This is a genomic window from Alteromonas abrolhosensis, assembly GCF_001953635.1.
Taxonomy (GTDB): domain Bacteria; phylum Pseudomonadota; class Gammaproteobacteria; order Enterobacterales; family Alteromonadaceae; genus Alteromonas; species Alteromonas abrolhosensis.
Genome location: NZ_MEJH01000012.1, coordinates 92,633 through 118,024 on the forward strand (window position 1 = coordinate 92,633; position 25,392 = coordinate 118,024).

Below are 25,392 nucleotides of genomic sequence, written 5' to 3' on the forward strand. Positions count from 1 at the left end.
TATGGCAACACTCACTTTTTTAGGTGCAGTGGAGGGGGTGACAGGATCGATGCACCTGCTCAAAACTGCGCACAGTACTTTGCTTTTAGATTGCGGTCTGTACCAGGGCAGGCGTGATGAAGAGGCGAAGAACCATAAACCCTTGCCAGTGGATGTCAGTCAACTTGATGCGGTGATTCTGTCACACGCCCACTTAGACCATTCCGGGCGATTACCTATATTGTTGAGAGAGGGCTATAGCGGGCCTATTTATATGACACGGCCAACGGTTGATCTCATTGAAGTGTTGCTAAAAGATGCCGCTTCTTTGCAGGAGCGGGATGCTGAGTGGGAGAACAAGCGGCGGCAGCGTTCGGGCAAACCGCTCATCGAACCCCTGTATCGCCAAGAGGAAGTGGACGGTGTGATGAAACTATGCATACCAACTCGCTACCACACCAAGCGTAAAATCACGCAAGACGTGGAAATTAACTTCGCTGATGCTGGGCACATTCTTGGTTCAGCAATAGTGGAAATATTTATTACTGAAAACGGTCAGGCTAAAAAGCTGGTCTTTTCTGGCGATCTTGGCAATTCGCAGGCTGCATTGCTCCGCGACCCAGACATAGTCACCGATGCTGATATCGTGCTTTTAGAGTCGACCTATGGCGATCGCAACCACCGCTCAATGAAAGACACCCTCGATGAGTTTGAAGAGGTGATTTTGCAGGCCAGTGAGAATGGCGGAAACATCCTCATTCCGTCATTTGCGGTTGGGCGAACCCAAGAAATCATTTTTCGCTTAGGTGAACTTTATCAACAGGGTAAATTGCGTCATCAAAAAGTATTTCTAGATAGCCCGATGGCCATCGCGGTTACCGAGATATATCACCGTTACCAAGATGTTTATAATGAGGAAGATTTAGACGCTATTGAAGATAGTGCTGAGCGTGCGCATAGCCACAATCAAAGCTTACATTCCTTACTGCCCATTTTAAGCTACACAACGTCAACTGAAGAGTCTATTGCCCTAAATAAAGTTGTTAGCGGCGCCATCATTATTGCTGGTAGTGGCATGTGTAACGGAGGAAGAATACGGCATCACTTAAAACAGAATCTATGGCGCAAACAATCTCACGTGGTATTCGTAGGCTTTCAAGCAATGGGTACGCCCGGACGAAAAATTATCGACGGGGCTACACATATTAAAATGGCTGGCGAGGACATTGTAGTTCGCGCCCAAATTCATACGCTAGGCGGGTTTTCAGCACACGCAAGTCAAGAGCAGCTCATCGGCTGGCTATCGCATTTTACTAAGCAACCGAAAGTTTACCTAGTTCACGGTGAGGACGGCGCTAAACAAGAATTGCAAAGCGCCATAAGAGAAAAAGGGTGGAATGTTACTATTCCACAACTAAACGACACAATACGCTTTTAACCGGCTTGAAAGTAACAGCCACTGTGTTATTGCTTCGGTCTAAGCGCCAGTTGGCCTTGCTCAACCGTGAGCTGCAAAGGCACGCTTGATAGCAGGCTGACGGCCCTGTTTGTTGAATCTAATCGGTAAACAGGGTTGGACGCCAGGTAACCGTTAATGAGCTGCATGAATTCACTGCTAACTGGCGCTAAGTTACCTCTAAAGCCACCCGCATCAATAGTGCTATCTAGCAGCGACAGCGAACGCACAAATATCGCCTTTTCTTCACTGTCGTAGTAGGGCGTACCCTCTAATGCAAGACTTACCTTTGCAGGGTAATTCAAACCAAAAGCACTTATACGAGCTGTGGCAATAGCGCCTAGCTGAACCACGTCTCTGCCATCTGGACCTATAGTTGCTGTCATATCTTCCACGTCTAAATAAAGTGGAATACCGGCAAGTGACGTCCGTTTTTGTAACTCGGTTACTTGGCTATCAAGTACTTGCTCTAACTCTGCATTGGAAATGGTATACACCGAAAGCTGTGAAAGGGTAGAGCATCCAGCGATAGTTATAGCGAAAACCAAAGAAAGTAGAAATCTCATACAATGTCTCTTTAAGCAATAGGGTGTTGGTTTACACAGCGTGAGCCTTGAATACTCATGCTGCAACAACGAAGTGCTTGTATTATAAGGGCTCAGGTAAGGAATAAACACTGAAATCGTTAAACCGCCAAGACAGCGGCTTATTCGGGGAATCCATAAGTAGGAGAGAGGCGCGAAGCGTAACGCTTAAAAAATACTGGGTTGCCAACACTTAATAATACCAATCCGCATAGATAATTGCCCACTCAGAAGGCGCTGGCAAGTTTCCTAGCGAAGCGTGGGAATGCAGGAATGGCTGTTCCCTTTCAAATTCCCAGAATGAAGCTAGGAAGCTTGCCAGACCTTCCCGAAGGGCGAGTTTAAAATGTCCGTACTCTTTGTTGTGTCACCTTGATGTAGAACCACTATACCTGCGGTAACACGCCGCGATTACGAACATTTTAACTCTCGCTGAGTGGGTAATTATCTATGCGGACTGGTATAATAGAGCGCATGACCACTGATGGTATATGCGCAATCGAAAGAGCGTGAACATGCCGTCATTTATATCTCAAGTTGGGCAGTTTGTCGCAATCAACTTGATTAGTTTATGGCGACTGTATTACCGTGTCGCCCTCGGTTGGGGAGTAGCCTGTTTCCGTTTCAAATGGAAAAGTTTGTATCAACATAATTGGTCACATTACCATGGTACAAACACCTATTGGTTGGCGAGACCATCGATAAGTCCACGCTTAAAGGTCAGGTGTGTGGATTTGTCGTGGACTCAATTAGCCTGACCGGAGTTCTAAAACTGTGAGTATCTTCGCTCTTATCTTGCTAGCCTTTGCTATGTCAACAGATGCGTTTGCCGCCGCGATAGGCAAAGGTGTCAAAATCAACCGCCCTTGTTTAAGTTTTGCCCTTAAAATTGGCCTTTTGTTCGGACTAATAGAGGCAGCAACCCCATTTATAGGCTGGTTCATTGGTCGCGCAGCGTCTTCATACGTTGAAGCATGGGATCATTGGATTGCGCTAATCATTCTTTCTGGTTTAGGTGTTCATATGGTACTCGAGAGCCTGAAACCTGCCGAAGAAGAGACAACGTCTCAAAAACAATCCTTTATTTTGTTGTGTATTACTGCGTTAGGCACAAGCATCGACGCAATGGCAGTGGGTGCAAGTCTCGCGCTAATTGACGTGAACATTGCTATTGCTGCGACGTTAATTGGGATAGCCACTTTTTCTATGGTAACTATTGGCATTATGTTGGGCAGTGTTATGGGAACACTGATAGGTAAGCGAGCAGAGACATTTGGTGGCATTATACTTGTTTCGGTTGGTACTTGGATCTTTGTGAGTCACACACTCTAGTCATAAAAGAGGAAGGACAGTCATTTATCTTCAAGTTGTGATTGTAGAAATTTCTTGTGCGGTATTTAATGCCGATAACGAGCTGGTTCGCACACTGTCATCTGCGCCTAGTGCGTTTGAGAAGTGCGCGAAGGGTAACGAAGACGTTCGCAGCCCTGTTAAATTCAAACACCCTGCAACAAAAGCGGGTTACAACGAATTTGAATGGGATCTTCGACGTGAGCCATTGAACTGCATCGAGAATGTAAAACTGTTTGGCGGCTGGAATGGCGCCCGTGATGTGCGAGCACAATTAGACGGTGTGTCTGAAGATAACGTAATGCTGGCAAGCGATGTGTCGGCTTCAATCGAGCGCATTGTTAGTGCAATCGATGACTGGGAAGCGTTGGTTATTCAGCCCAAACATCAAACTTTTGAAGATGACATTAACTGGCCGAATATGCTCGACAGACAAGTACGCTTCTTAATGGACAACTTCGACAGAACAGGGGCGCCTGCACAAGCTGGTGCACTGAAAAGGTTGGAAGACTTAGAGGCAAAGTGGCAGCAATATAAAGTGCAGCTAGAAACCTTATTTGGCGAAGAAGTGAAACCATTGAACGAAAAGCTCTCAAAGCAAGGCGTGTTTGATTTAGAGAGTTTATAGGCTATACGTCTACAATTCTTAGCTTAAATTTGTAAATTAAAAAGGCCAGAAGATATTATCTTTCTGGCCTTTTTTGTATAAGCGCACTCGTATAATAGCGCGTGCAACGCGCTTTCAGCTGCGCATTAGAACTGGTACTTAACGCTCACTGTATAGTTAGTCGGCGAGCCCGGCATGGTCCAAAGCTGATGGTATGAGTTCTCAAAATTATCTCTGTCGAACAGATTATTCACGTCAAATCTCATAGAAAGCGCATCGCTGATATTCACTGACCCTGCTAAGTTCACAAGGGTATAAGACGGCAAAATGAATGTTGGATCGGTGGTTTGCCCTAAGCGATCGCCCACGTAACGCATGGTCACACCAAAGAACGCTTCTTTTTCAAATACGCTGGTGAAATGGTTAAGCGAGATATACCCCGAATGCTTGGCAATATTGATTAATCGCGACCCTTTAGGAATAGGCACGCCCCAATCCAAGTTATTGACTTCGTTAGCGGTTTTAGCATCTATGTATGCGTAGGCCATATCAAGGCGAATGTCTGAAGTAATGTCAGTTGTTAACTGAAATTCAACCCCTTGGCTTTCAACTTCACCGAGGGTAGCTGAAAAGCCAGTGTTAGGTTCAGCGGTTAGCATGTTGGTCTTTTCAGCATCAAAAATAGCGACGCTACCAGAAAACATATCAGCAATGTTTTCCCACTTAGCACCTACCTCAAAAGAGGTGGTCTCTTCTGGGTCAAACGCGTTGCGGTCAGAATCAAGCCCGGGGTTGGGTCTGAAACCTTCTGCATAGCTAGTGTAAATGCTTACAGAATCATTAATTTCATAAACGAAGCCAAAGCGCGGCGTCACTTCCGTTTGGTCTTGTTCTTGCCCTTCATTGCTTAACTTATTAAGAATGTCTTGCTCGAATTTGTCCACGCGAAAGCCAACTAAAAGCTTGGTTGCTTCGCTAAGTTCAACAACATCTTGTACGTAAAAACCTAACCCTTTTTGCTTTTCAGCTGTGAGTGTAGTGGGCGTAACGTCAGGTCTGAAAATGGTGTAGTCTGGATTTTCAGGGTTGATGCTATAAGTGGTATCACCAGCACCCCACGCAGTGCGCCAACGACGATAGTCTGTATCAATGTGGTAGTTGTAATAGTCCAAACCAAACAAGACATTATTTACGAAGCCTGCCACGTCTACCACGCCACTTAATTCAAAGCGTAGTGATAAATCTTGCGCTTGATAGTCGCGGGTTCTACGTTGCCGAGAGAGGATAGATGGGTCGGTATACAAAAGCTGGCGGCCTTCTGACAGTTCAGTATCTGAAGACTGTCCTTCAAAAGATGAGTCTCTGTAGGCGAAGCCACTGAGTAAATGCCAGTTGTGACTCAACTCGTGATTTAACACTAGCTGATGTCCGAAGGCTTTAACTTCATGTGCTCCGTCTCTGATGTCACCGTAAAAGTCTTCGGCTTCTACAGCGTCAAAGTCGTTATTTAATATGAACACACCGCGATCAAGCGGCTTTTCCTGATCCAATATTTCCATCTGATAGCTTAAGCTGGTGTGATCAGAAATGTTCCAAATGAATGAAGGGTTAAGATTCAAATTTTTGAAAAACACGTTATCGCGATAAGTATCAGAGTCTTCGTATGAACCGTTAACGCGATACGCCATGTCTGAATTAATGCCGTTCGTGTAATCGAACTCTACTTGTTTTTTATCAAAATTACCTACGGTACCTTGGATGTAGCCTTGCTCTTCAAACTGAGGTTTTTTGGTAATTATGTTTATGGTACCGCCAGGCTCCCCTTGACCATATAAGGCAGAGCCTGGGCCCTTCATTACTTCTATGGTTTGAACGTTAACGGTGCTTCTATTGCCGCTATAGCCACGCACGTTGAAGCCGTTTATTAAATAACCCGATGGATTATTTTCATCGCCAGAAAAGCCTCGGATCGCAAAGCTATCGAACATGCCGCCAGAGTTGTTTTGTCTAACAACGGTGGGCGCAAAATCTAACGCATCGATGAAGCGCGTTATCCCTTCATTCGCTAAGGTATCAGCAGTAATTCGGTCGACTGCTTGGGGTGTGTCTATTAGCGGTACATTACCACGGTATGGCTGAAAGTGTCTTTTCACCTCAATGTGTTCAAGTTCATCATGAGCACCTTGAAGGGGCGTTTCATTGCTTTGCGCCGCGGCGTTGACAGACAAGGCTATTAAGGAAAATACAAATGGTGTTGTAAGGTTTTGCATAGGTAAGGGCTGAGTAGATTCAAAAAGACGGTTAAAGTAAATTAATGTTATGTTATCACATATCTATAGTCAAGAGTGATGAAATAAGAGGATTTCAAGGGGCATGACAAACGTTAAGAGAGGGCTTGAAATATTGCTATGACAGAAGAGCCTAATGAAAAGTTGAGGCGTGTCAGTGCCAAAAAGTAGAAACCAGAATAAAGCTGGTTAGGATTTGTTCACTGGTCCAAACTCACTTACAAGACGTTTTCCTAAACAAGCTAATGCTATACACTTCGCGCTTTTATTAAGGTGTGGGCTAATTCGCACAGCCACTAGCCCAATTAGCCTTGAACACGCTTAACTTTAATTTCAGCAGCGCCAAGCGCTAAAATGAATCTTGTACTGGCTGCCCCAAAAAATTTTGAACTAGGACATTGAATGCGCCATAACATCCTCTCTTTCTTCTTTTGTGCTTTACCTTTTGCTGTCACAGCCGCAGTAAACACTGACTCAGCAAACGCTGGTGGCAGTATGGCAAGTAATGAGAAAGGCGTAGAAAAAATTACGATTGAAGGCGCGGCAACCGCTAACGATAAGCCTGTTGGTACGTTTAATTCACCTATATCAAATTTAGAGTACGATCCGCGTGTTGATTTGCAATCAAGAAACATGGCTGAAGCTCAAGCCGACGTCACTATTCGCGGCGGCATATTCGAAAACACGGGCTTTCGCATAGGAAGCGCTACGCTTATCGACCCGCAAACGGGGCACTATTTCGCTGAAATTCCCATTGCGCCAGAAATGTTAACTAAGCCAAGTATTCTCACAGGTGTCGACAACGCGCTATACGGCGTAAATAGCACAGTTGGCACAGTGTCTTATGGCTGGCGTCCCATCCAAACAGCGGGCAGTGTGTCATTGGGTGTGGGTAACAACAGTTTCAATTTGCAGCGCGTACACGGCGCGGTGAAGCACGCTCTAGATAGTCAACCTGGTTGGTCTGTGGGGATTGAAGGGGAGTATTCTCGCTCTGAAAGTGATGGCACTATTGCTAATGGCGATCACAATTTTGAGCGCGCATCGGGGCGCCTTCAGCTGGCAAGTGACGACTCACAAACAGACGTGTTTTACGGCTATCAGCAAAAGTTCTTTGGCTGGCCTAACCTGTATACACCATTTAACGTGAACGAAACGGAAGATATTCAAACCCGTTTAGTCATGCTAAATCATAAACAGCGCTACGGCGAAGAGGGCATTGGAAATACCTTTGAGGTCTCTGCCTACTACAGAGAGAATGACGACCATTACGTATTTTCACGTGAAAACCCTGAAGCGTTTCAGGCATTTCACGAAACCCAAGTGAAGTCATTTGCGCTTTCTGGTACCCATAATGTATCGCAAGAATTCGGTATCAACTACGCTGCACAAATTACCGCAGACGACATTACATCAACCACGCTAGAGAATAACTTCACCTCTCGCGACTACTACAAAATAAGCGTAGTGCCAGAATATAGAACGCAGTTGAACAGCAATGAATCGCTTACCGTTCGTTTAGGTGGCGCGTTTGACGATACGAATCGCGACGATGACAGGCTGTCTTTTGTGGGTGATATTAGCTGGCTTACCCAAACAGGTAATAATGCCTCGCGGACGCTATATCTTTCGTATGCAGAAGCAACGCAGGTTGCTGGCTATACGGCAGTAGGCGGTAGCACCACAAGCGGACTATTTAGAAGTAACAACCAGCTACAGCGAGAAGTAAGCAAAAATCTTGAAGTAGGGGCATCATTCGATAAGTTGTCGTTTAAGGTCGATACCGCCGTATTCTATCGCTGGGATAACGAGCTGACAGATTGGACATATAGCTTCGACGCTACTTCAGCACGCAGTGCAAACCCCGTTGATATCGAAACCCTGGGTGTTGAGGTGATTGCCATTAAACGATTTGATAGCGCAGATGTAGTTGCCAGCTATACCTATTTAGATAAGTCTGAAGACTACCGAATTGACGAAGTAGACGCGAGCTTTTACGCGCTTAACTATCCGCCGCATCGAGCAACCCTAGGGGTAGTGTGGTTTGCAACTGATACGATTGAAATTCGCGTGGATAATGAATGGAGAAAACAAGAAACCAACGCCCTTAGAAAAGGCAGTGACTCTGCATTCTTTTCTCATGTCGCCCTCACGTATTCACCGGCGCAGATTGAAGGGTTAAATCTGGTGTTGGCAGTCGATAATTTGTGGGATGAACGCTTTGAAGAAATCCCCGGGACACCGGGCCGTGGCGATCAATATTCTGCCACCGTGACCTATTTTTGGTAAGGACGGCGCAATGACAGTTAACTCTCCTCATACCTTGGACGATTTTGCTGGACGATGGACGCTAACGCGCAAAATCATCCAGCGAAATGGCGATGTATTCGCCTTTATGGGCGAGGCTGAATTTAGCTGGCTGGAAGGCAGTGAGCAAGAAGAAAGTCGCGCATTATCGTATTATGAAAATGGTGAGGTTACTGCGCCAAACGGCCACGTAATGCCTGCCGAGCGTCGCTATTTTTGGCAGCAGCTTCAAACGGGTTTATTTGAGGTGTTATTCGACGATAAGCGCTATTTTCACTCATTTAGCGCTACTAACCCAAACGCTGAGCACTTATGTGGTGACGACAACTATGTGGTGCGTTATGACTTCAGCGCGTGGCCTGTATGGCGCTCAACATGGAAGGTCATTGGACCTCGCAAAGACTACACCATGATAAGTGAGTATAGCCCTGCGTAGTGTACGCTCTATTAAGGCTTAGGGGCGTTCCTGTTTTTTGGTGTGTTGATGAGACATCCAAAGCGCTAAAGCGATGATGGCGCCGCCAAGAAACAACCGAGAAAAGTCAGTGTCTTTTTGCCAAAGCAGCAAATTAACCACAAGACCTGCTGGAATAAGCGCGTTATTCATAATGGCTAAGGTACCACCAGACACTTTTAGTGCACCTTGATTCCAAAAATAATACCCAAGCCCTGACGCCACAACACCCAACCATAGCAACACGCCCCATTGTTCAGGGTTTTGTGGCAGTTGATTCGTGTTGCCGAATAGGAAAAACGCTGGCAGGGCAACGGCCAATGCACCTAAATAAAACCACGCGAATACATTGTGATAGGGCATTTGGGTTTCAAACGTTGAAGTCAGCTTTTTATAACCTACTTGTCCCAAAGCAAAACAAAGGTTAGCACCTTGAACAATAGCAAAACCAAACCAGAAATTTTCACTAACACCATTGAAGCGAATTATTGCTGCACCTGCGGTGGCGATAAGTGCACACAATAAATAAAACGGGGTAAACCGCTTAAACAGGGCGTCATTTAAAATGGCTACATAAAGCGGCGTGAATATGGTGAAAAGTAGCACTTCTGGTACGGTTAAAAACAAAAACGCGTGGTAAAAGAAGATGTACATCAACCCTAACTGCACAGCGCCTAAGCTTGCCAGAATCGCTTTTTGTTTAGTGCTTAACAGTGACAGTTTAAGGAAGGGAAGGAATACAGCCGAAGCGAGAATAATGCGAGTTAATACCGAAAAGTAGCTATCTACTGCGCCCGCCAAAAACTCACCAATAAGTGAAAAGGAAAAAGCCCATAGGACAGTAACTGCAACAAGGTAAAGCACGCGATTCTCTTCTTCAAAATAATACGCGCGCTAAGGTATTTCAATGTGCCGTTTTAATCAACCAATGCTTGTTTAAACCTTAATTTATAAGGCTAGTGAACAGCGCTAGATACTACAGGTGCCGGCGTAGGTTTTGATTTTTTATCGTCTTTGAATTCACCAGCCTCTTCAACCAGTGCCGTCATGGCGTCAATAATATCTAGGAAACTCGACAGTTGTTCTGGCGTTAGGCCGTTAGATAAGTGCTCGATTTTATTGATAAGCTGTTTAGTAGGTAAGCGCATAGCGTCAAAATCTCGTTGTTTACGTGTTTAAATTTCGTTTCTTTTAAATGTCTTTCAAGTTGCTTGCCAAGATGCAAATTATTAAATCCAAAAGCCTTGTTAATAGATGGCAATTTATGTCGCTGCGCAATGTTAGGTGACAGATGACTCCTCAACGGGTTCTTATTGCTTCGATGCGCGTCCAGTGTCATTGTAGAAATTCAGTTTTTTTACCCGTTATGAAAAAGGATGAAGGCAATGACAGACACAAAAAGAAGACAATTTTTAGCAACCGCAGGAGCGCTAGCTTCACTATCTGCATTGCCGGCTTCTGCACAGGCAACCCCCCGTGCTAGCGCTGAGTTACCACCTATCCTTCACATGGTTTACTTCTGGCTTAAAGACCCAGCGTCGACAGAAGATAAGCAAAAGCTCATTGACGGCTTACAATCGTTGCGCGCCATTCCACAGGTTCACTCGCTCCACATAGGCATGCCTGCGAATACACTCAAGCGGGATGTTATCGATAATTCCTTTGATGTCTCTGAGCTTATGTTTTTTGAAAGCGTTGAAGCACAAGATGAGTATCAGCTTCATCCTATCCATAAAAAATTCATAGAAGACTGCGCTCACTTATGGCGCGAGGTAGTGGTGCGCGATTCCATATCGGTTTAACTATCCGTAATTCCCAAAATAATATATCTGTCGATGTTTTACGGAGCCTTTAAGCTTGCTTAAAAAAGCCCTTAGTTTAGCGATTTAAAATGCGTGGTATGATGTCGGTAAAGACATGATAAACAACAATTTGAGCGCTTTAAAAAGGACCAAGAAAATGCCACATATTCGCGCAAGAGGTATTGATCAAACTGTATTAGAGAAAGTCGCAGGGGATATTGTTGAGCAGTTTGCGAAGCTCACTGATACCCCCAACGATCACTTCACGGTAGAGCATATTGCGAGTCAGTTTGTTGCGGCTGGTGGAGCCTCATCAGGCTATCCTTTCATAGAAGTGTTGTGGTTTGATCGCGGGCAAGATACCAAAACCGCGGTGGCTACCCTTATCGATGAAGCGCTTCGTCCGTTCGTAGCAAAACATACGGACATTACCGTACTTTTTGAAGACCTAAACGGCAAAGATTATTACGAGAATCGCGAGCACTTTTAGGGCGTGTGCTCAATACTTAACGTGTTGAGCAAAGTCCGCTGGTAGTACGTTGAACGAAATAATACGCTTTAATTTGTTCAAGTCTCATTATCAGCGTCGTCCGAGACAAATATTGACAGAGACAGACATGAATAACGTTAAAATTATAGGTGCCGGCATGACAAAGTTTGTTAAGCCAGGTAGCCAGTTACCCTATCGCATTATGGCTTCGAATGCTGTGGAATCAGCCCTTAAAGATGCAGATATTGATAAAAAGCATATTCAGCAAGTTTTCGCATCTTATATCTATGGTGACAGCACCTGTGGTCAACACGCTTTTTACGACGTGGCACAGCTTGGCGTGCCGGTTGTCAATGTAAATAACAATTGCGCAAGCGGAGCCAGTGCTATTTATCTTGCCCGGCAAGCAATTCTGTCCGGAGAGGTCGACTGCGCTGTAGCTTTTGGTTTTGAGGAGATGCAGCCGGGAGCTTTGGGCAGTCATTGGCAGGACAGAGAAAGTCCGTTTGACCGTTTCACGCCTGTTTATGATGAGTTTGATGTGCCTCCAGCTCCTATTGCGTTGAGAGCGTTCGGTTCAGCTGGCAAGCATTACATGGAAAAATTCGGTGTAAGCCCAAATCTTTTTGCTGAAGTTTCGGTTAAGTCTCGACAGCACGCTATCAACAACCCTTTTTCTTTGTTTACTTCTCCACTTAGCGTGCAAGAAGTGCTAACAGACAAGGTGATTTTCGATAGCTATTTAACGCGAACAATGGCTTGTCCACCTACCTGTGGCGCTGCAGCAGTAGTGTTGTGTAGTGAAACATTTGCCAAGAAACACGGCATAACAAATGCGGTGTCTATTCTTGGACAAGGAATGGCTACGGACACTGTTGATTCTTGGCGTGACCCCATTTCAGCGGTGGGGAGTGAGATGACAAAAATAGCATCTCACAAGGCATACGAGGCTGCAGCGGTCTCTCCACACGATATAGATGTAATAGAACTGCACGATTGCTTCACAACGAATGAGATTATCACTTATGAAGCCCTTGGGTTGTGCCATGAAGGTGAAGCTGAAAAGCTCGTCATTGACCGAGACAATACCTATGGTGGTAAATACGTTGTTGGACCGTCAGGTGGTTTGATGTCAAAAGGCCATCCCATAGGGGCGACGGGTATAGCGCAGTGTGTGGAATTATCATGGCATTTAACTAACAGAGCAGGGCAGAGACAGGTAGAAAATGCAAAGCTTGCTCTGGCTCATAACATTGGTCTGGGTGGCGCGGCGGTAGTGACTATCCTTGGCGCCGACTAGCTTACAATACATGCCCAGCAGTAAAATGTAGCCGAACCCTGTTTTGGCTAGATGGGCTAATTTTTTTGGGGCTCGTTGAGCTAAAAAGAAGCTTTCGCTCAAGCACTGATTCGGTGTGCCTTACTCGGTATTTGGCGAAGTGGGAAAGGTGATCATTACGTGTAGCTGGTCACCTTCGTAATTGACGTTAAATGTTCCATTCAGCGCTTCTACCAGTGCGTTCACTATCGCTAATCCAAGCCCGTTTCCTTGTGAATGACTTTCACGCCAAAATCGTCTTGTCATGTACGCTAGCGTTTCAGTCTTAAGCGTTGCATGATTGGAAACGCGAATAACAAACACGTTGTCGTCTTCTTCAATGACTATTGAAATCGGCATGCCTTTAACACCGTGTTGACGGGCGTTATCTATAAGATTTTTCATGACAATAGTGAATGCGAATACGGGGATGTGTGATAGCCGTTTTGAAGCATTGGTGTGAACCTGAATGTCGCTATTTTCACAGCTTAACTCTGTCAGCAGGTTATTAAGTTCTTTAGATAGTTCCCACGGTTGCACATGCTGCTCAATTGGCGCTTTGTCTATTCTTGCTAACAACAGCAAGTTTTCTAATAAGCTTTGCAAGCGACTTGCACTAAATAAACTCTTCTCAATAGCCCGCTGTCGCGTTTCTCCTTGCGTGACTTTTGCTACCTGTAGTTGACTAATAATGCCCGTCAAAGGTGTTCTTAATTCATGAGCAGCGTTATCGGTAAACGCTTTTTCCCTTTCAATAGCGTTTTCAAGCTTGGTGAACAACTGATTCTGGCTATCAATTAGGGGAGTAATTTCTTGCAGGTTATGCCTTAACCGAATTGGATTTAAATCGTTTGGTGAGCGATTGGTGATGGCGTCTTTTAGTCGCTGAAGCGGCCTCAACTCTCTTCCTAAGGCAAACCAGATCACAAGCGCCGAAACCACGAGGGAAATGAGTGTTGGAAGGGCGCTGACAATTACCATCTGGACAAATATTGCATGTCGCTCAGAAAGCTTTTCAGCGATAGAAATGGTGTGCTTTTCTGTTTTTAAAGAAAATACCCGCCACTCGATGTTTTCAACAATAACGGTATCAAGTCCCGATGGTAGCGTATTAGGTAGTGTTAGCTCTTGAGGGTGGCTATTAGCAATAATTTCACCATTTAACGCGCTGATCTTACAGGCAAGGCCTTTTAAGGTGCCCGCATCGTTGAACGTACCGTTTGGGGAAAGCCCCAAGTTGCCCACTGAGTTTTGGTCGGACAGCATAAGGTTATTCATCATTCTTGCTGTGGAGGCAAGGCGGCTATCCATGGCTTGGTTTATCTCGCTTTTCAGCTGGGTAATAGAGAAATAACTGGCTGTCAGCCACAAGACAAAAAATACAGGAGCAATAATTGCGATGAGCTTTAGTCGAAGACTCATGTTTCTTATTCCTGCTGATGAGCGAGGCGGTAGCCCAGACCACGTTCCGTGATAATGATATGTTTACCCACTTTTTTTCTAAGATTAAACAAATGCACGTTTAAGGCGTTGCTATTCACATCATCGTTGACGCCATATAAGTAGTCTTTAAGCTGTGCTTCACTTAAAATTCTGCCTGGGTTTGATAAGAATAAATACAGAAGTTTCAGTTCACATGCAGATAAGGATAACTGCTCGCCGCGCACTTCTACGCGTTTGGCTTTAGCATCAAACGTAAGCTCTTCAAACTTCAATATCTCGTGTAAATGCTGATCTTGTCTTCTCGTTACGCTGTAAATTCTCGCAATTAACTCTTCAAAGTCAAAAGGCTTTGTCACGTAGTCATCTGCACCTTTATTCAGCCCCGTTACCTTATCTTCAATGGCATCTCTTGCCGTTAAAAGAATGATTGCCATTGGCAGCTTTTTCTTCCTGACTAACGATAACAATTCCAGTCCGCTTCCATCGGGCAGTGCGATATCTAACAAGCACACGTCAAACTGGTTAATTGATAAATAGTGCTTAGCCTCACTTAACGTGACGGCGTGGGTGACTTGCATGAGTTTGCTTTGAAGGTAAACACATACTGCGTCTGCAATAACGAGGTCGTCTTCAACGAGAAGAATATTCATAGTTTTTCACAAAGCGGTTTGATGCGTAGAAGCTAATGGGTGAACATTAATATTAAATTAATCTTTGGTAATTAGTTTACCAGCTCAAACTTACTAAGTGCATTTAACGTGAATACGATCAATTTAGGCCCTTTCGCTATGATGACCAGCACCGCATTAATTATTGCGGGTGTAATTATTTTCTGGAGCCTTGTCGGCTATTTGGCAAGAGCTAGTACGCAGAAGAACGAAGCTACTGACACTATATTCTGGTCTATCGCAGCTGGGCTAGTTGTGGCACGTTTAATCTTCGTCATAGATTTGTGGGAGATTTATCAAAAAGACTGGCTTTCCGTACTCAATATTAGAGATGGTGGTTTCAACAGCTATTCTGGATGGTTTGCGGGCTTAACGGTTCTTTTGGTTAGAGCCAAAAAGCATCGTCAGCTTATGTCGTTTTATCTTAAATCTGGGGCTATCACCGCGGCTGCGTTGTTTCCACTAGTTGTAATTCAAACCTTGTATAATACCTCTCCAAGTCCGCTAAATATCAATGCACAGACTTCAAGTGGCGAGTATCAATCACTAGAGCTAAATATCGGTAAACCTGTCGTCATCAACTTTTGGGCTTCATGGTGCCCTCCGTGTCGCCGTGAAATGCCCGTTTTAGCGCGGGCACAACAAACGCATTCAGACGTAAAATTTATTTTTATCAATCAAAGCGAAGCGCCCACGAAAGCAGAACGCTTCTTAATGAGCCAAGGTGTTGACCTTGAAAATACTTACTTTGATTTTGCAGGCAATATCTCAAAAAGCTTTGGCGCATATGGCCTGCCAACTACGTTATTTTTCAATGCAAAAGGCGAGTTAGTTGACCGCCACATGGGGGAGCTGTCTGAGGCTAGCCTTCAGCATTACCTCCGTCCTCTTCTCAAATAAATTAAGTACTTCAAGGAATAAGAATGCTAAAAGTAGTCTCTTGGATGTTAGCTTTCTCTAGCTCATCATTCGCCACTGATAGTGAGCTTCCAAAGCCTCTCAGCATCGTTGAAAAGCAAGGCGGAGAGGTGATAAGTCGCTTTGATGCGCCATCCCAAATGACAGGCTATGTCATTGACTTCAAAGGTAATGCAATCACGGTTTATATCACGGAAGATGGTCAGTATATGTTGGCTGGAAAAATGTTCGACGCAAACGGACAAGATGTTGGAGCTAACGAATTAAATAACTACATAAACGGTGCGCAAAGCGAAAAAATATGGCAGCAGTTGAGTGAGTCGAGTTGGGTTTTAGATGGTAACCCTAATGCTAGTAGAGTTGTCTATGTCTTTACCGATCCGAACTGCCCTTATTGTCAAAAGTTTTGGCAGCAGGCTCGACCGTGGGTTGACGCCGGTAATGTTCAAATTCGGCATATCCTGGTCGGTATATTGAAGGCTGATAGTTATGGAAAATCTGCAGCCATTCTTAGCGCAGAAAACCCTAGTGAGATTCTTCACAACCATGAAGCTGGTCAATTAGCGCCGCTTAAGCCTTTGAATAACCCAACACCACAGGTGAAAAAGCAGCTTGATGACAACCACAAACTAATGCGACGACTGGGCCTTTCCGCTACGCCTGCCATTTATTTTAGGGATGAGTCTGGTGCTGTAAAATTACAAATGGGGCTTCCGACCACAGCTCAATTAGAAACGGTGCTAGACAATTGAAGATAAAGGGAGAGACGGAATTAACAATGAGTACAAAATGTTCCCTTAAGTCAGGAGCTACATTTACTATTTATCTCAGATAAAAACCTTCAGTAATCTCATTTGAATCGTTTACGTATATTACTAATCAAAATTAAAAGAGATATCCGTACATGAGAAAAGTTGTTATTGGAACCCATGATGAAGGGCTTAAAAGATTAAAGACGACAGACGTTGACGAGCCTCAAACAGTTGGAAGTAAAGAAATTAAAGTACGTGTTCATGCGAGTTCATTGAATTACCATGACCTTAGTGTTGCTAATGGCACTATTCCTACGGCGCAGAATCGTGTACCTCTGTCTGATTGCTCTGGCATCATTACTCAAGTTGGTGAGGACGTTGATGAGTTCAAGGAGGGTGATCATGTTGTGTCGACATTTTTTCCGGATTGGCTGAACGGTGAACCTAGGTGTAGCGATTTCAGTCGAACGCCTGGTGATGGCCTTGACGGATACGCAACAGAATATGTCGTTCGACCAGCCACATGGTTTACTAAAGCTCCACAAGGATGGAGCCATGCAGAGTCCGCCACAATTACAACGGCAGGATTAACAGCGTGGAGAGCATTAGTTGTGGAGGGGAAGCTTAAAGCTGGCGACAAGGTGCTGTTGCTAGGTACTGGTGGTGTCTCAATATACGCACTTCAAATAGCCAAAGCGATGGGGGCATACGTTGCGATCACTTCCTCCTCGGATGAAAAGCTTGAAAAGGCTAAAGCCCTTGGCGCTGATTTCACCGTTAACTATAAAGCAGAACCCGAGTGGGGGAGTGCGGTTAACGCGTGGAGCGGAGAAAAAGGTGTAGACCACGTCGTGGAAGTGGGTGGGCCTGCTACCCTAGCACAGTCAATCAATGCGTGTCGTGTGAATGGAAATATTGTCCTCATTGGCGTATTAACCGGCGTGAAAGGAGATATCCCAACGGCAGCGATGATGGCAAAGCAGATCAATCTTAAAGGGATTATTGTTGGGAGCAGGGAACACCAAAAAGACTTCGTAAATGCCCTAGAGGCAAGCGGAATAAAGCCTGTAATTGATACAAGTTTTTCACTCGATGAACTCGCTAAAGCGTTTGAATATGAGGTTAATGGCAAACACTTCGGCAAGATTTGTGTTGATATTTAATCTAAACACGTTCTGATTTAGATTAAGTAAGCATACCAATTCTTACTTAATCTTGCCCGACATTTTTTAGATGCTCTATACATTCCAGCCTTTCTTCAACCTAGAATATAGGTAGCGCCACACGCATAGGGCAAAAACGATGAACGCACTGTCTATAATAAGCGAGTTCATCACTAGTGAACTGGGGTAGTGAACAACAAAGTGAGTAATTGCCAATACAACTAACAAGGCGGCGAGACAATTCAACAGCATTAAGTGGGTTTTCGTTAGCACCTTTTGCATTAGCGAGCCTATGAGAATGGCCACTAAGGTTATCCAGAAAACGGGTTTTGTCGGCAACGCCAAGGTTAGTTCCAATAATGCTGCCCAAATAAATGCGATAGGCGTACCCCATACGAAACCCAGCCAAAGCTGGTTCAAGGCATCTTGTTGTGAGCGTTTCGCCAGCCATAAATTTATGCCGGTAACGGAGATAATAGTTAACGCAAACCCCATAAGGCCAAAGAATATTTTCATCGCTTCAGGGCCAAAATGGCCGAAGTGTATGCGATAAACAGAAAATATAGCTTGTTGCCCGACTTCTCCATCTGAATAACCAACCTTATCGATGTATTGCCCACTGGCATCGAAGCGGTATTGTTCAGAATAAATGAGCTTATCTAAATGTTGAGAACCAAGCAGAATGTACTGATTATCTTTTGTCGCATTTTCCAAGGTAACAAAAATAGGCTGGGTATTGGGCTCCATTTTCATTATGTCGGTCAGCGCCTTTTCGATGTTAGCTATGGCTGGCTGGTGTTCCAGTTGAATTGATGAACCATAAATATCGGCAAACAGATCGAGATCGTTTCCTTCATACAAAGTATCTGCATATATGGACGTTAGAAACGACGCCAGACCAAAATAAACGCCGGTTAGCGCAATCATTAAATGGAAAGGTAAACCCCACACACTCATTCGGTTGTGTAAGTCGCCTTGTGTGAGCTGCTCGTTGTTACCTGTTCGCAGGCGAAAAGCATCTTTAAAAATACGTCTGTGAGCAACAATGCCAGAGATGATCAACGCACTTAAAATGGCGCCTAATACACTTACCACCATCATCCCTAATTCTTCTGGTAAGTGCAGAGCAGTGTGGAGATCAACAATTAAATCGGTGATTGGAGTGGTTGAAGGCTCACTTAATTCGCCAGCTGGAGAAATATTCCAGTACTCGTCATCTGCACTAATGCGCGCTCGCGGCAAGTCATGAGTGGGCAATCGAATGACAATATTTCCCTGTGTCTGACCATCTTTCATCGAAAGAAAGCGTTCATAAGCATTTTGGATGCTACTAGGAGTGTAATCTAGATTATCTGCAATATGGGGTTGTTCCCATCGCAGAAGTTCTTGAGAAAACACAGATAAAGTGCCTGAAAAGCACACCCAATACATTAATACGCTAACGGCTAAACCTAGCCATGCATGACTTTTTAACGCGCTTTTATTTGCGCTGGGAGAAATAGAAATACTCATTTTATACACTATACAAGTAGAAATAACTTACCGCGGTAAGTGCACTTATCACCCCCACTGGGCGCCATAATTTGCTGTCTGCACAAAGCCAGTACGCACTACATCCCCATAAAACAGGCATAGTATAAATTCCCAGTGCAATCTGATTTACTTTGCTCATGTTAAACGCAGTGGTCCATACAACAGTAACTAACATTGCGCATATAGCACTCAAAAATACAACGCCAAGCAGTTTGACTGAGGCTTTTAAAACAGTAGTGGTAGAAGGTGGGCTCACTGAAGCTACGAACGGTAAGTCGACACGTTTAACGTTTTTGCTAATTCGCCGACGAGCAAGGTATATCCAACTCCATGCTTGTAAAGAGAAGGCGACTACCGCGTAGCAGGTACCTAATTCTGGGCCGTATTCCGTAACCCAAAGGCTTAAACTCGCCAGCATTAACAGCAATGCTGAGAGCTTAGCTAAACGTTTAACAGCGATCTGTGTGCTTTTCCATGCGCGGTAAAACAGACCTATCGCCAGTGCGCTACCTAAAAAGGCAGCGATCGACAGTAGCATAACCTAACCTTTTGAATATCAAATACGTTGCCTTAACCATTGCTAGTCGGTGTTGGACCGTTCAAAAGTGCCCTGGCTTTGCGAGCAATAAAAAAGGTAACCGCAGCGAGGACAATCTGTAGCAAATTCACAGGAACTTCAAAAAAACAACGAATATGATAACTATTTTCATTTCAAAAAGGCAGGGCGTATTCCTTTTAAATACGCATTTTGTCTATTATGAGAAGGGACGTAGCACTTGTTATGTATCTCAATTAGGGCCACTGCCGCCTGCGCCACTATCAATAAAACAAAAACATAGTGGGCTAAAGCGAAGCTATTTTGATTCTAGAAGCTTTATCCAATGATTAAACACGCCTAAATTTTCGAGAATAATTTTAAAACACATAAGAAGAGGCACTGCCAGCAATACGCCAACTACGCCCCACAGCCACCCAGTTATTGCAATCCAAACGATGATTATGAGTGGGTTAAGCTGCATACTTCTTCCTAGTACAGCAGGCGTAATTAACTGAGACTCTATTATGTTCAACACTAAAAATAGGCCCGCGGGTAAGAAGGCACTGCTGGTGAGCCCAAATTGCACAAGCCCTACTACCAACAACACAACGCAGCTTGCAACGCCACCTAGGTAAGGTACAAAGTTCATCAGCGCTACTAATGCTCCCCAAAGCAGCGCATCTTCTATTCCTAAGTAATAAAACACACCAGCTGTGGCTAATCCCAAGCAGGAGTTAATAATGCTGATTGTAACAATATACGATGACAGCTCTCTTTGAATTTGATCTACCAATACCAATGTTCGCCGTTTGTTAGTGACAATTGGGAAGTCTCTTACAAAAACGTTGAACAAGTTAGGGCCGAAAACTAATAAGAAAAATATTAAAACTATGCAGGCAAGGACTTGTGCCAGTAAAAACGGTGCATTGCTAAAAAGTGTTAACCCTATATCAATACCGCTCTGCTTAATTTTATCAGTCACAGAATTTGTCTTATCTTGCGGTGGAGTAGGCTCTTCCGGCTCCTCATCATCGCTAAACCAACTAAAAAATGATCGCTCTTTCTTCACGGGGGCAGGAGCAGGAGGGTTTGCATGGGCATCAATACTGTTGCTTATTTCCTCAATTTCTTCGGAAATTTCGGCAGCAATTTTAGGGAGTGACTGCATCCAGCGTTCGGCAGGCTCAGCAAGCTCTATACCTAAAAACGTGAATGGCGCTACCAGCAACACAATCAGCGCTCCGGCAGACAGCGCGCGCGGCACAAATAGCTTGCGAGCAAACGCCACTAGCGGGCTTAGAAGCAATGCAACAAAGGCAGAAAAGAAAAGGGGAACAAGTAAGGACTTAGCCAGATACAAGGTATAGATCACTGCAAAAATCACGAGGATATTAAGCAGCCTAGTTTGTTGGGCTATTTTGGGGAACTTCCCAGCATACTTAATGTTCCCTTTATCTTGATTTGAGCCAGCGTTATCCATTTCTCAGCCTTTGTTGAGAGTGATTCCTTGGGTAGTTTCCATGAATCTCAGCATGAAAGTTTTACGGCTATATTACGCCTAAAGTTCATTGCTAAATATACTAAAACGGCCGCGCTTCACAAAAAAATCAGCGTGATTTTGCAACCCAATTAATTAGACTGATTTCGGTTATGGTTTTAATTCTCTGCTAATACCCAGATTGATCAAACTTAATCATCTCCTCGTAGGTAAACCACGTCCATCCACAACTTAGCGCAATGACTTTTGTTAAAGACACGATATCACTTCCCGAGAAAGGAATTCTTCACACTGTAAATAAACGCTTTCACGATGCACTTCATGAAAGAAAAAGTGCCTTTAAAGATGCCTTTACTCGTGGTGAATATCAGGTAGTAATTAGGGTAGACGACAGAATTATGTTTGTTACTGGTGAACAGCAGCGCAACTTTACGGTAGTAAGTGAAGACTACCATCATATCAAAGCTATAGCCCATCTCCCTCTTTTAATGATGTATACCTCTCAACAACGTGAGAGGAGAGAGCTGGCAGAATCTTTTGCCAAAATGAACGCTCACCCCTTATTTAAGTCATGTACTGATGCAATAGAGCGTTGGCTAAACAATACTGAGGAAGGCGGTTTGTTAAATATCTCCTCTCTTAAAGAAGAGTTGCAACCTATATTTGCGAAGGCAATGGATACGGTTGCACAACATGAGGTAGAAAAAACCGTTGAAGTATTAAATACCCTTCGAGAGGAGAGTAGCTTAACCCTTGATAAAACATATTTCGTCGTTTTTGGTTCCCATCAGGCGCGGTATAAGCAATTAGGGAAAATGATTATTCAACGCTGGTTTAACCAACAGCTATCTTGTTATGGCAGCGTAGACCACCACGTGAAATACTGCGAGGGAGGAAATTCTATCGACGATGCATATGAATTATTATCTACTGCACTGGCTAGCAGTGAGTTAGCACATACTTTTTTAGGTGACCAATATGCGTTGAACCAAGACGTTGTAACACAGACAGCAGAACGTCATATTTCACAATTTTGGCCTAAGTGATGTATTTACACAAACCCTACGACAATAACCCAAGTACTATTGTGTTTCAGGTGCAATACAGAACAATTTAATAAGAATAACTTGTTAGACTCGGTCTAAATTATTAGCTAAATCGCACTTTCTACTTTAGTATAATTTTTTCTGCATTATTTGAGAGCATTATGTCCGAGCCAATTTGTGAGGCCTCATCTTTCTGTACTGACGGCATTCCTTTTCAAGCTCTGATAGAAAATATTACTGATGCGGTTATCCTGGCTAATCTTAAAGGCAAAGTGATATACGCAAACCATCAGGCGCGCGCAATTTGCGGGCTGTCGACGCTAAACGGTTCTGACAGTTCTGTGTTTCGTTTATTTCCTCAAGCGCAAGTGCCACAAATTTCTCTACAATTTGAACGCGCACTTAAACAAGAAACCGGAGATCCTATTGAAATACGTTTTGGCGTAGATCTTTCCTGGTTCAAGCTTACCGTTTTTCCTGTAATCGCTGGTATTGTCGGTTTCTCTTTTCATGACTTCTCAACAAAACGCAGGTTACAGATTATTTCTCAGTCTCAACGAGATGCCATGAGGCTGACACTGTCAGGCGCTAAGCTACAGGATGTGTTAACTATTTTGGTTAATGCGGTAGAAAAGGTCACAGATTTTCAGGCTGTTAGTGGCATATCGTTAGTGAGTGAAGATGAACTGTCACTCGTTTGTGCCGCGGCACCTTCTATGCCAAAAGAAACTAGGCAAAATTTTGATAATATTAAAATTGATGGCGATACGCCGCTTGGTAAATGCTGTTTAACTCGAGATGTAGTTAGCGCTCACATCAACTCATCATCTGACTTTAACGATTTTTGTAAGTCCACTCAGGCATTAGGGCTTCAATCATTTTGGTGTCGTCCTATTTTATCTGCAGAAAGCCGTACGGTTCTGGGTACGTTCTGTTTATTTCATCGCGAGCGGCTTACCCCTTTACCTGATGACATTGATGTTATTAATGCGCTGTCGAAAACGGCTGCAATAATCATCGAGCGCAACAATGAAAACCGCGCTCGACGTGCAGCAGAATCGGCATTAATAGAAAACGTAGAATCTTTTAATAAGCAGCGCAGGCTATACGAAACGGCCTTATCCAATACGCCAGATTTACTCTATATCTTCGACCTTGAAGGGCGCTTTACCTATGCTAATGACGCACTACTGCAAATGTGGGGCATGAGTTGGGATGAAGCGATTGGCAAAACCTGTCTGGAACTGGGGTATGAACCCTGGCATGCAGATATGCACATGCAAGAGATTCGACAAGTTATAGACACCAAGCAACCCATTCGTGGGGATGTTCCCTTTACCGGCACAAATGGTCGACGTATTTATGATTATATTTTTGTTCCGGTTATAGGTGAAGACGGCAATGTTGAAGCCATTGCAGGCTCGACAAGAGATGTAACAGAACGCCAGCAAGCTGAAGAAATGGCAAAGCGTGCAGAGTCTCGCAGGCGATTGGCGCTGGAAGCTTCACATAGCTTTGGTATTTGGGACTGGGACATTAAGCAAAACATCTTTACAGCAGATGAGCGCTTGGGGGAGTTATTTAACTTAACCAGTGAGCAGGCAGAGCACGGCGTAGCGATTGAAGTACCCCGGCAGTACATCCATCCAGATGATTTAGAAGCGAATAACGCCGCCATACAAGAAAGTATTGATAATGGTACCCCCTACAATCAGGAATATCGCATCTTGCAGAAAGACGGCACCATTCGCTGGGCATCTTTTAGAGGTCGCGTCATTTATGACAGTGAAGGAGAACCGGACCGTTTTCCTGGGGTAGGTGTTGATACCACAAGAGAGCGGAATGCTATAGACGCGCTTCAAGAAGCAGACCGAAGAAAAGATGAGTTTCTCGCGACATTAGCCCACGAATTGCGTAATCCGTTGGCACCCATTCGTAACGCGTTAGAAATCTTACAGTCTAACGATTACAGCCAGAGCCAAAAATGCGAGGCATTTGGTCGAGTAGAACGACAAGTGAATCAGATGATAAGGCTAGTCGATGATCTGATGGACGTGTCACGTATTACACGAGGGAAAATTAAAATTCACCGCAAGCCGGCAAATTTATGTGAAATACTGGGTACAGCGATAGAAACTATCCAGCCTTTGATTGACGAAAAGCAGCATACTTTATCCATCGAAAAAGTGGCTATTCCCGTTTGGGTGAATGGCGATCTTATTCGATTGTCTCAGATCTTTTCTAATATCATCAATAATGCAGCGAAGTACACACCGCCGGGCGGAAATATAGAAGTTCGTATAAGTACGTTTGATGGCAAGGTTACTATAACCGTTAAAGACAATGGGGAAGGGATCCCTCCTGATAAACTAGAAACTGTTTTCGATATGTTTAGCCAAGTTGAAGGCGCTCTTGAACGTTCGCAAGGTGGACTTGGAATTGGTCTTACATTGGTAAAAAGGCTCACCGAGCTGCACGATGGGACAGTGAACGTTTTTAGTGATGGTGTAGGAAAAGGTACTAAATTCGAAGTCATACTTCCGACTTTAAACAATGTCCCTATTGCAACCAGTAAGCGCAAAAAGGTTGAACAATTGGTAGATACACCACCAGAAAAGCTCAGTGTGTTAATTGCAGATGACAATCAGGACGCTGCAATTACTATGGGCTGGATTTTGGAGGCCAAAGGGTGCGAAGTACACGTTGTTGAAGACGGAATATCAGCATTAAAGGCAGTAGAATCTTTCACACCCGATTTGGTGATGTTGGATATTGGTATGCCGGGAATGAATGGCTACGATTTATGTGCTGAACTTCGTAAAAACAAGGCTTTAGCAAACGCTATTTTTGTAGCGCAAACGGGCTGGGGACAGCCATCGCACATTCAGCGCTCCAAAGAAGTTGGGTTTGACCATCACCTTGTTAAACCGTTGGATTTAAGCGATCTTGAACCTATTGTAGCTGAAGCTTGGCAAGCAAAAGTGAAACGTGAAAATTAAATAAATATTGCTGTGAATTAAGCACTAAATTCGCGGATTGTCTTTAGTGGCGCACAACTCTTTACGCTGAGAGAGCCTCGCAGTAACGTTTTTAAGTGTTATAGGGAACCATCTAGCGAGGCTGGCTCTGCATGTTTTATTACGCATTCCAAAAAAGCGCATTCTAAAAAAATCGTCACGCTCATGTGATCTCCCAATG

The 25,392-nt window shown here is 44.2% G+C and carries 22 protein-coding genes and 1 riboswitch; of the genes, 13 read left to right on the top strand and 9 right to left on the bottom strand.

The annotated features are described in order from the left end of the window. Position 1: 1 nt before the first annotated feature. A complete protein-coding gene (locus tag BGK61_RS16060; protein ID WP_076011821.1) occupies positions 2–1,417 on the top strand; it encodes an MBL fold metallo-hydrolase RNA specificity domain-containing protein in 1,416 nt (471 codons plus the stop codon). Positions 1,418–1,443: 26 nt separating this feature from the next. Here the strand turns inward: BGK61_RS16060 and BGK61_RS16065 are convergent, their stop codons facing one another. After that, positions 1,444–2,001, bottom strand: a complete 558-nt coding sequence (locus BGK61_RS16065) for a YceB family lipoprotein (protein WP_014999485.1) — start codon at positions 1,999–2,001, stop codon at positions 1,444–1,446. A gap of 612 nt (positions 2,002–2,613) precedes the next feature. After that, a riboswitch (yybP-ykoY riboswitch) is annotated at positions 2,614–2,774 on the top strand. Between the two features lie 19 nt (positions 2,775–2,793). On the opposite strand from BGK61_RS16065, the gene BGK61_RS16070 reads away from it, so the two are divergent. Both BGK61_RS16070 and BGK61_RS19420 read left to right on the top strand, forming a co-directional pair. Beyond that, on the top strand, positions 2,794–3,351 hold the full coding sequence (locus BGK61_RS16070; RefSeq protein ID WP_076011822.1) for a manganese efflux pump MntP: 558 nt from the start codon (positions 2,794–2,796) through the stop codon (positions 3,349–3,351). 37 nt (positions 3,352–3,388) lie between these two features. After that, the gene (locus BGK61_RS19420; RefSeq protein WP_234349482.1) at positions 3,389–3,997 is read left to right on the top strand and encodes a hypothetical protein; all 609 of its coding nucleotides are present in this window, start codon (positions 3,389–3,391) and stop codon (positions 3,995–3,997) included. Between the two features lie 125 nt (positions 3,998–4,122). Here BGK61_RS19420 and BGK61_RS16080 read toward each other — a convergent pair whose 3' ends face one another. Beyond that, positions 4,123–6,246: a TonB-dependent siderophore receptor gene (locus BGK61_RS16080; protein ID WP_076011823.1), complete on the bottom strand. Its 2,124-nt coding sequence runs from the start codon at positions 6,244–6,246 to the stop codon at positions 4,123–4,125. 420 nt (positions 6,247–6,666) lie between these two features. Between BGK61_RS16080 and BGK61_RS16085 the strand changes: the two genes are divergently transcribed. Together BGK61_RS16085 and BGK61_RS16090 are read left to right on the top strand one after the other, a co-directional pair. After that, positions 6,667–8,553, top strand: a complete 1,887-nt coding sequence (locus tag BGK61_RS16085; RefSeq protein WP_076011824.1) for a TonB-dependent receptor domain-containing protein — start codon at positions 6,667–6,669, stop codon at positions 8,551–8,553. Between the two features lie 10 nt (positions 8,554–8,563). Next, positions 8,564–9,007 carry a DUF6314 family protein gene (locus tag BGK61_RS16090; protein WP_076011825.1) on the top strand — a complete coding sequence of 148 codons (444 nt, stop codon included), beginning with the start codon at positions 8,564–8,566 and terminating at the stop codon, positions 9,005–9,007. 18 nt (positions 9,008–9,025) lie between these two features. Here the strand turns inward: BGK61_RS16090 and BGK61_RS16095 are convergent, their stop codons facing one another. Together BGK61_RS16095 and BGK61_RS16100 are read right to left on the bottom strand one after the other, a co-directional pair. Then, positions 9,026–9,889, bottom strand: a complete 864-nt coding sequence (locus BGK61_RS16095; RefSeq protein ID WP_076011826.1) for a DMT family transporter — start codon at positions 9,887–9,889, stop codon at positions 9,026–9,028. Positions 9,890–9,981: 92 nt separating this feature from the next. Continuing rightward, a complete protein-coding gene (locus BGK61_RS16100) occupies positions 9,982–10,173 on the bottom strand; it encodes a hypothetical protein (protein ID WP_014999478.1) in 192 nt (63 codons plus the stop codon). 237 nt (positions 10,174–10,410) lie between these two features. Here BGK61_RS16100 and BGK61_RS16105 point away from each other — a divergent pair, with 237 nt between their 5' ends. The 3 genes from BGK61_RS16105 (at position 10,411) to BGK61_RS16115 (ending at position 12,617) form a co-directional block, all read left to right on the top strand. Continuing rightward, entirely contained in the window at positions 10,411–10,827 is a 417-nt protein-coding gene (locus BGK61_RS16105) for a Dabb family protein (RefSeq protein WP_014999477.1), read from the top strand. A 157-nt stretch (positions 10,828–10,984) separates the two neighbouring features. Next, on the top strand, positions 10,985–11,317 hold the full coding sequence (locus BGK61_RS16110) for a DUF1904 family protein (protein ID WP_076011827.1): 333 nt from the start codon (positions 10,985–10,987) through the stop codon (positions 11,315–11,317). Positions 11,318–11,444: 127 nt separating this feature from the next. Continuing rightward, a complete protein-coding gene (locus BGK61_RS16115; protein WP_076011828.1) occupies positions 11,445–12,617 on the top strand; it encodes a thiolase C-terminal domain-containing protein in 1,173 nt (390 codons plus the stop codon). Between the two features lie 120 nt (positions 12,618–12,737). Here the strand turns inward: BGK61_RS16115 and BGK61_RS16120 are convergent, their stop codons facing one another. Next, positions 12,738–14,057, bottom strand: a complete 1,320-nt coding sequence (locus tag BGK61_RS16120) for a histidine kinase dimerization/phospho-acceptor domain-containing protein (protein ID WP_076011829.1) — start codon at positions 14,055–14,057, stop codon at positions 12,738–12,740. A 5-nt stretch (positions 14,058–14,062) separates the two neighbouring features. Then, entirely contained in the window at positions 14,063–14,728 is a 666-nt protein-coding gene (locus BGK61_RS16125; RefSeq protein ID WP_014999473.1) for a response regulator transcription factor, read from the bottom strand. Positions 14,729–14,836: 108 nt separating this feature from the next. On the opposite strand from BGK61_RS16125, the gene BGK61_RS16130 reads away from it, so the two are divergent. The 3 genes from BGK61_RS16130 to BGK61_RS16140 all read left to right on the top strand — a co-directional run bounded on the left by BGK61_RS16130 (position 14,837) and on the right by BGK61_RS16140 (position 17,579). Further along, the gene (locus BGK61_RS16130) at positions 14,837–15,646 is read left to right on the top strand and encodes a TlpA disulfide reductase family protein (protein ID WP_076011830.1); all 810 of its coding nucleotides are present in this window, start codon (positions 14,837–14,839) and stop codon (positions 15,644–15,646) included. A gap of 23 nt (positions 15,647–15,669) precedes the next feature. Continuing rightward, positions 15,670–16,416, top strand: a complete 747-nt coding sequence (gene dsbG / locus BGK61_RS16135) for a thiol:disulfide interchange protein DsbG (RefSeq protein ID WP_076011831.1) — start codon at positions 15,670–15,672, stop codon at positions 16,414–16,416. Positions 16,417–16,568: 152 nt separating this feature from the next. Then, a complete protein-coding gene (locus tag BGK61_RS16140) occupies positions 16,569–17,579 on the top strand; it encodes a zinc-dependent alcohol dehydrogenase family protein (protein WP_076011832.1) in 1,011 nt (336 codons plus the stop codon). 75 nt (positions 17,580–17,654) lie between these two features. Here BGK61_RS16140 and BGK61_RS16145 read toward each other — a convergent pair whose 3' ends face one another. The 3 genes from BGK61_RS16145 to BGK61_RS16155 form a co-directional block, all read right to left on the bottom strand. Then, positions 17,655–19,091 carry a PepSY-associated TM helix domain-containing protein gene (locus BGK61_RS16145; RefSeq protein WP_014999469.1) on the bottom strand — a complete coding sequence of 479 codons (1,437 nt, stop codon included), beginning with the start codon at positions 19,089–19,091 and terminating at the stop codon, positions 17,655–17,657. A 1-nt stretch (position 19,092) separates the two neighbouring features. Beyond that, complete coding sequence (locus BGK61_RS16150) at positions 19,093–19,650, bottom strand: hypothetical protein (protein ID WP_014999468.1); 558 nt, start codon at positions 19,648–19,650, stop codon at positions 19,093–19,095. Between the two features lie 316 nt (positions 19,651–19,966). Further along, positions 19,967–21,130: an AI-2E family transporter gene (locus BGK61_RS16155; protein WP_014999467.1), complete on the bottom strand. Its 1,164-nt coding sequence runs from the start codon at positions 21,128–21,130 to the stop codon at positions 19,967–19,969. 257 nt (positions 21,131–21,387) lie between these two features. On the opposite strand from BGK61_RS16155, the gene BGK61_RS16160 reads away from it, so the two are divergent. Together BGK61_RS16160 and BGK61_RS16165 are read left to right on the top strand one after the other, a co-directional pair. Continuing rightward, positions 21,388–22,194 (top strand): hypothetical protein, encoded by an 807-nt coding sequence (locus BGK61_RS16160; protein WP_076011833.1) that lies wholly within the window; start codon positions 21,388–21,390, stop codon positions 22,192–22,194. A 161-nt stretch (positions 22,195–22,355) separates the two neighbouring features. Continuing rightward, the gene (locus BGK61_RS16165; RefSeq protein ID WP_076011834.1) at positions 22,356–25,193 is read left to right on the top strand and encodes a PAS domain S-box protein; all 2,838 of its coding nucleotides are present in this window, start codon (positions 22,356–22,358) and stop codon (positions 25,191–25,193) included. Positions 25,194–25,392: the final 199 nt, after the last annotated feature.

What these genes read in the sequence shown, in the direction of transcription:
- BGK61_RS16100 (WP_014999478.1), bottom strand. Translation starts at nt 10,173, where the DNA reads ATGCGCTTACCTACTAAACAGCTTATCAATAAAATCGAGCACTTATCT.
- BGK61_RS16060 (WP_076011821.1), top strand. Translation starts at nt 2, where the DNA reads ATGGCAACACTCACTTTTTTAGGTGCAGTGGAGGGGGTGACAGGATCG.
- BGK61_RS16120 (WP_076011829.1), bottom strand. Translation starts at nt 14,057, where the DNA reads ATGAGTCTTCGACTAAAGCTCATCGCAATTATTGCTCCTGTATTTTTT.
- BGK61_RS16105 (WP_014999477.1), top strand. Translation starts at nt 10,411, where the DNA reads ATGACAGACACAAAAAGAAGACAATTTTTAGCAACCGCAGGAGCGCTA.
- BGK61_RS16085 (WP_076011824.1), top strand. Translation starts at nt 6,667, where the DNA reads ATGCGCCATAACATCCTCTCTTTCTTCTTTTGTGCTTTACCTTTTGCT.
- BGK61_RS16140 (WP_076011832.1), top strand. Translation starts at nt 16,569, where the DNA reads ATGAGAAAAGTTGTTATTGGAACCCATGATGAAGGGCTTAAAAGATTA.
- BGK61_RS16125 (WP_014999473.1), bottom strand. Translation starts at nt 14,728, where the DNA reads ATGAATATTCTTCTCGTTGAAGACGACCTCGTTATTGCAGACGCAGTA.
- BGK61_RS16150 (WP_014999468.1), bottom strand. Translation starts at nt 19,650, where the DNA reads ATGCTACTGTCGATCGCTGCCTTTTTAGGTAGCGCACTGGCGATAGGT.
- dsbG (WP_076011831.1), top strand. Translation starts at nt 15,670, where the DNA reads ATGCTAAAAGTAGTCTCTTGGATGTTAGCTTTCTCTAGCTCATCATTC.
- BGK61_RS16090 (WP_076011825.1), top strand. Translation starts at nt 8,564, where the DNA reads ATGACAGTTAACTCTCCTCATACCTTGGACGATTTTGCTGGACGATGG.
- BGK61_RS16115 (WP_076011828.1), top strand. Translation starts at nt 11,445, where the DNA reads ATGAATAACGTTAAAATTATAGGTGCCGGCATGACAAAGTTTGTTAAG.
- BGK61_RS16145 (WP_014999469.1), bottom strand. Translation starts at nt 19,091, where the DNA reads ATGAGTATTTCTATTTCTCCCAGCGCAAATAAAAGCGCGTTAAAAAGT.
- BGK61_RS16080 (WP_076011823.1), bottom strand. Translation starts at nt 6,246, where the DNA reads ATGCAAAACCTTACAACACCATTTGTATTTTCCTTAATAGCCTTGTCT.
- BGK61_RS16160 (WP_076011833.1), top strand. Translation starts at nt 21,388, where the DNA reads ATGACTTTTGTTAAAGACACGATATCACTTCCCGAGAAAGGAATTCTT.
- BGK61_RS16110 (WP_076011827.1), top strand. Translation starts at nt 10,985, where the DNA reads ATGCCACATATTCGCGCAAGAGGTATTGATCAAACTGTATTAGAGAAA.
- BGK61_RS16065 (WP_014999485.1), bottom strand. Translation starts at nt 2,001, where the DNA reads ATGAGATTTCTACTTTCTTTGGTTTTCGCTATAACTATCGCTGGATGC.
- BGK61_RS16155 (WP_014999467.1), bottom strand. Translation starts at nt 21,130, where the DNA reads ATGGATAACGCTGGCTCAAATCAAGATAAAGGGAACATTAAGTATGCT.
- BGK61_RS16165 (WP_076011834.1), top strand. Translation starts at nt 22,356, where the DNA reads ATGTCCGAGCCAATTTGTGAGGCCTCATCTTTCTGTACTGACGGCATT.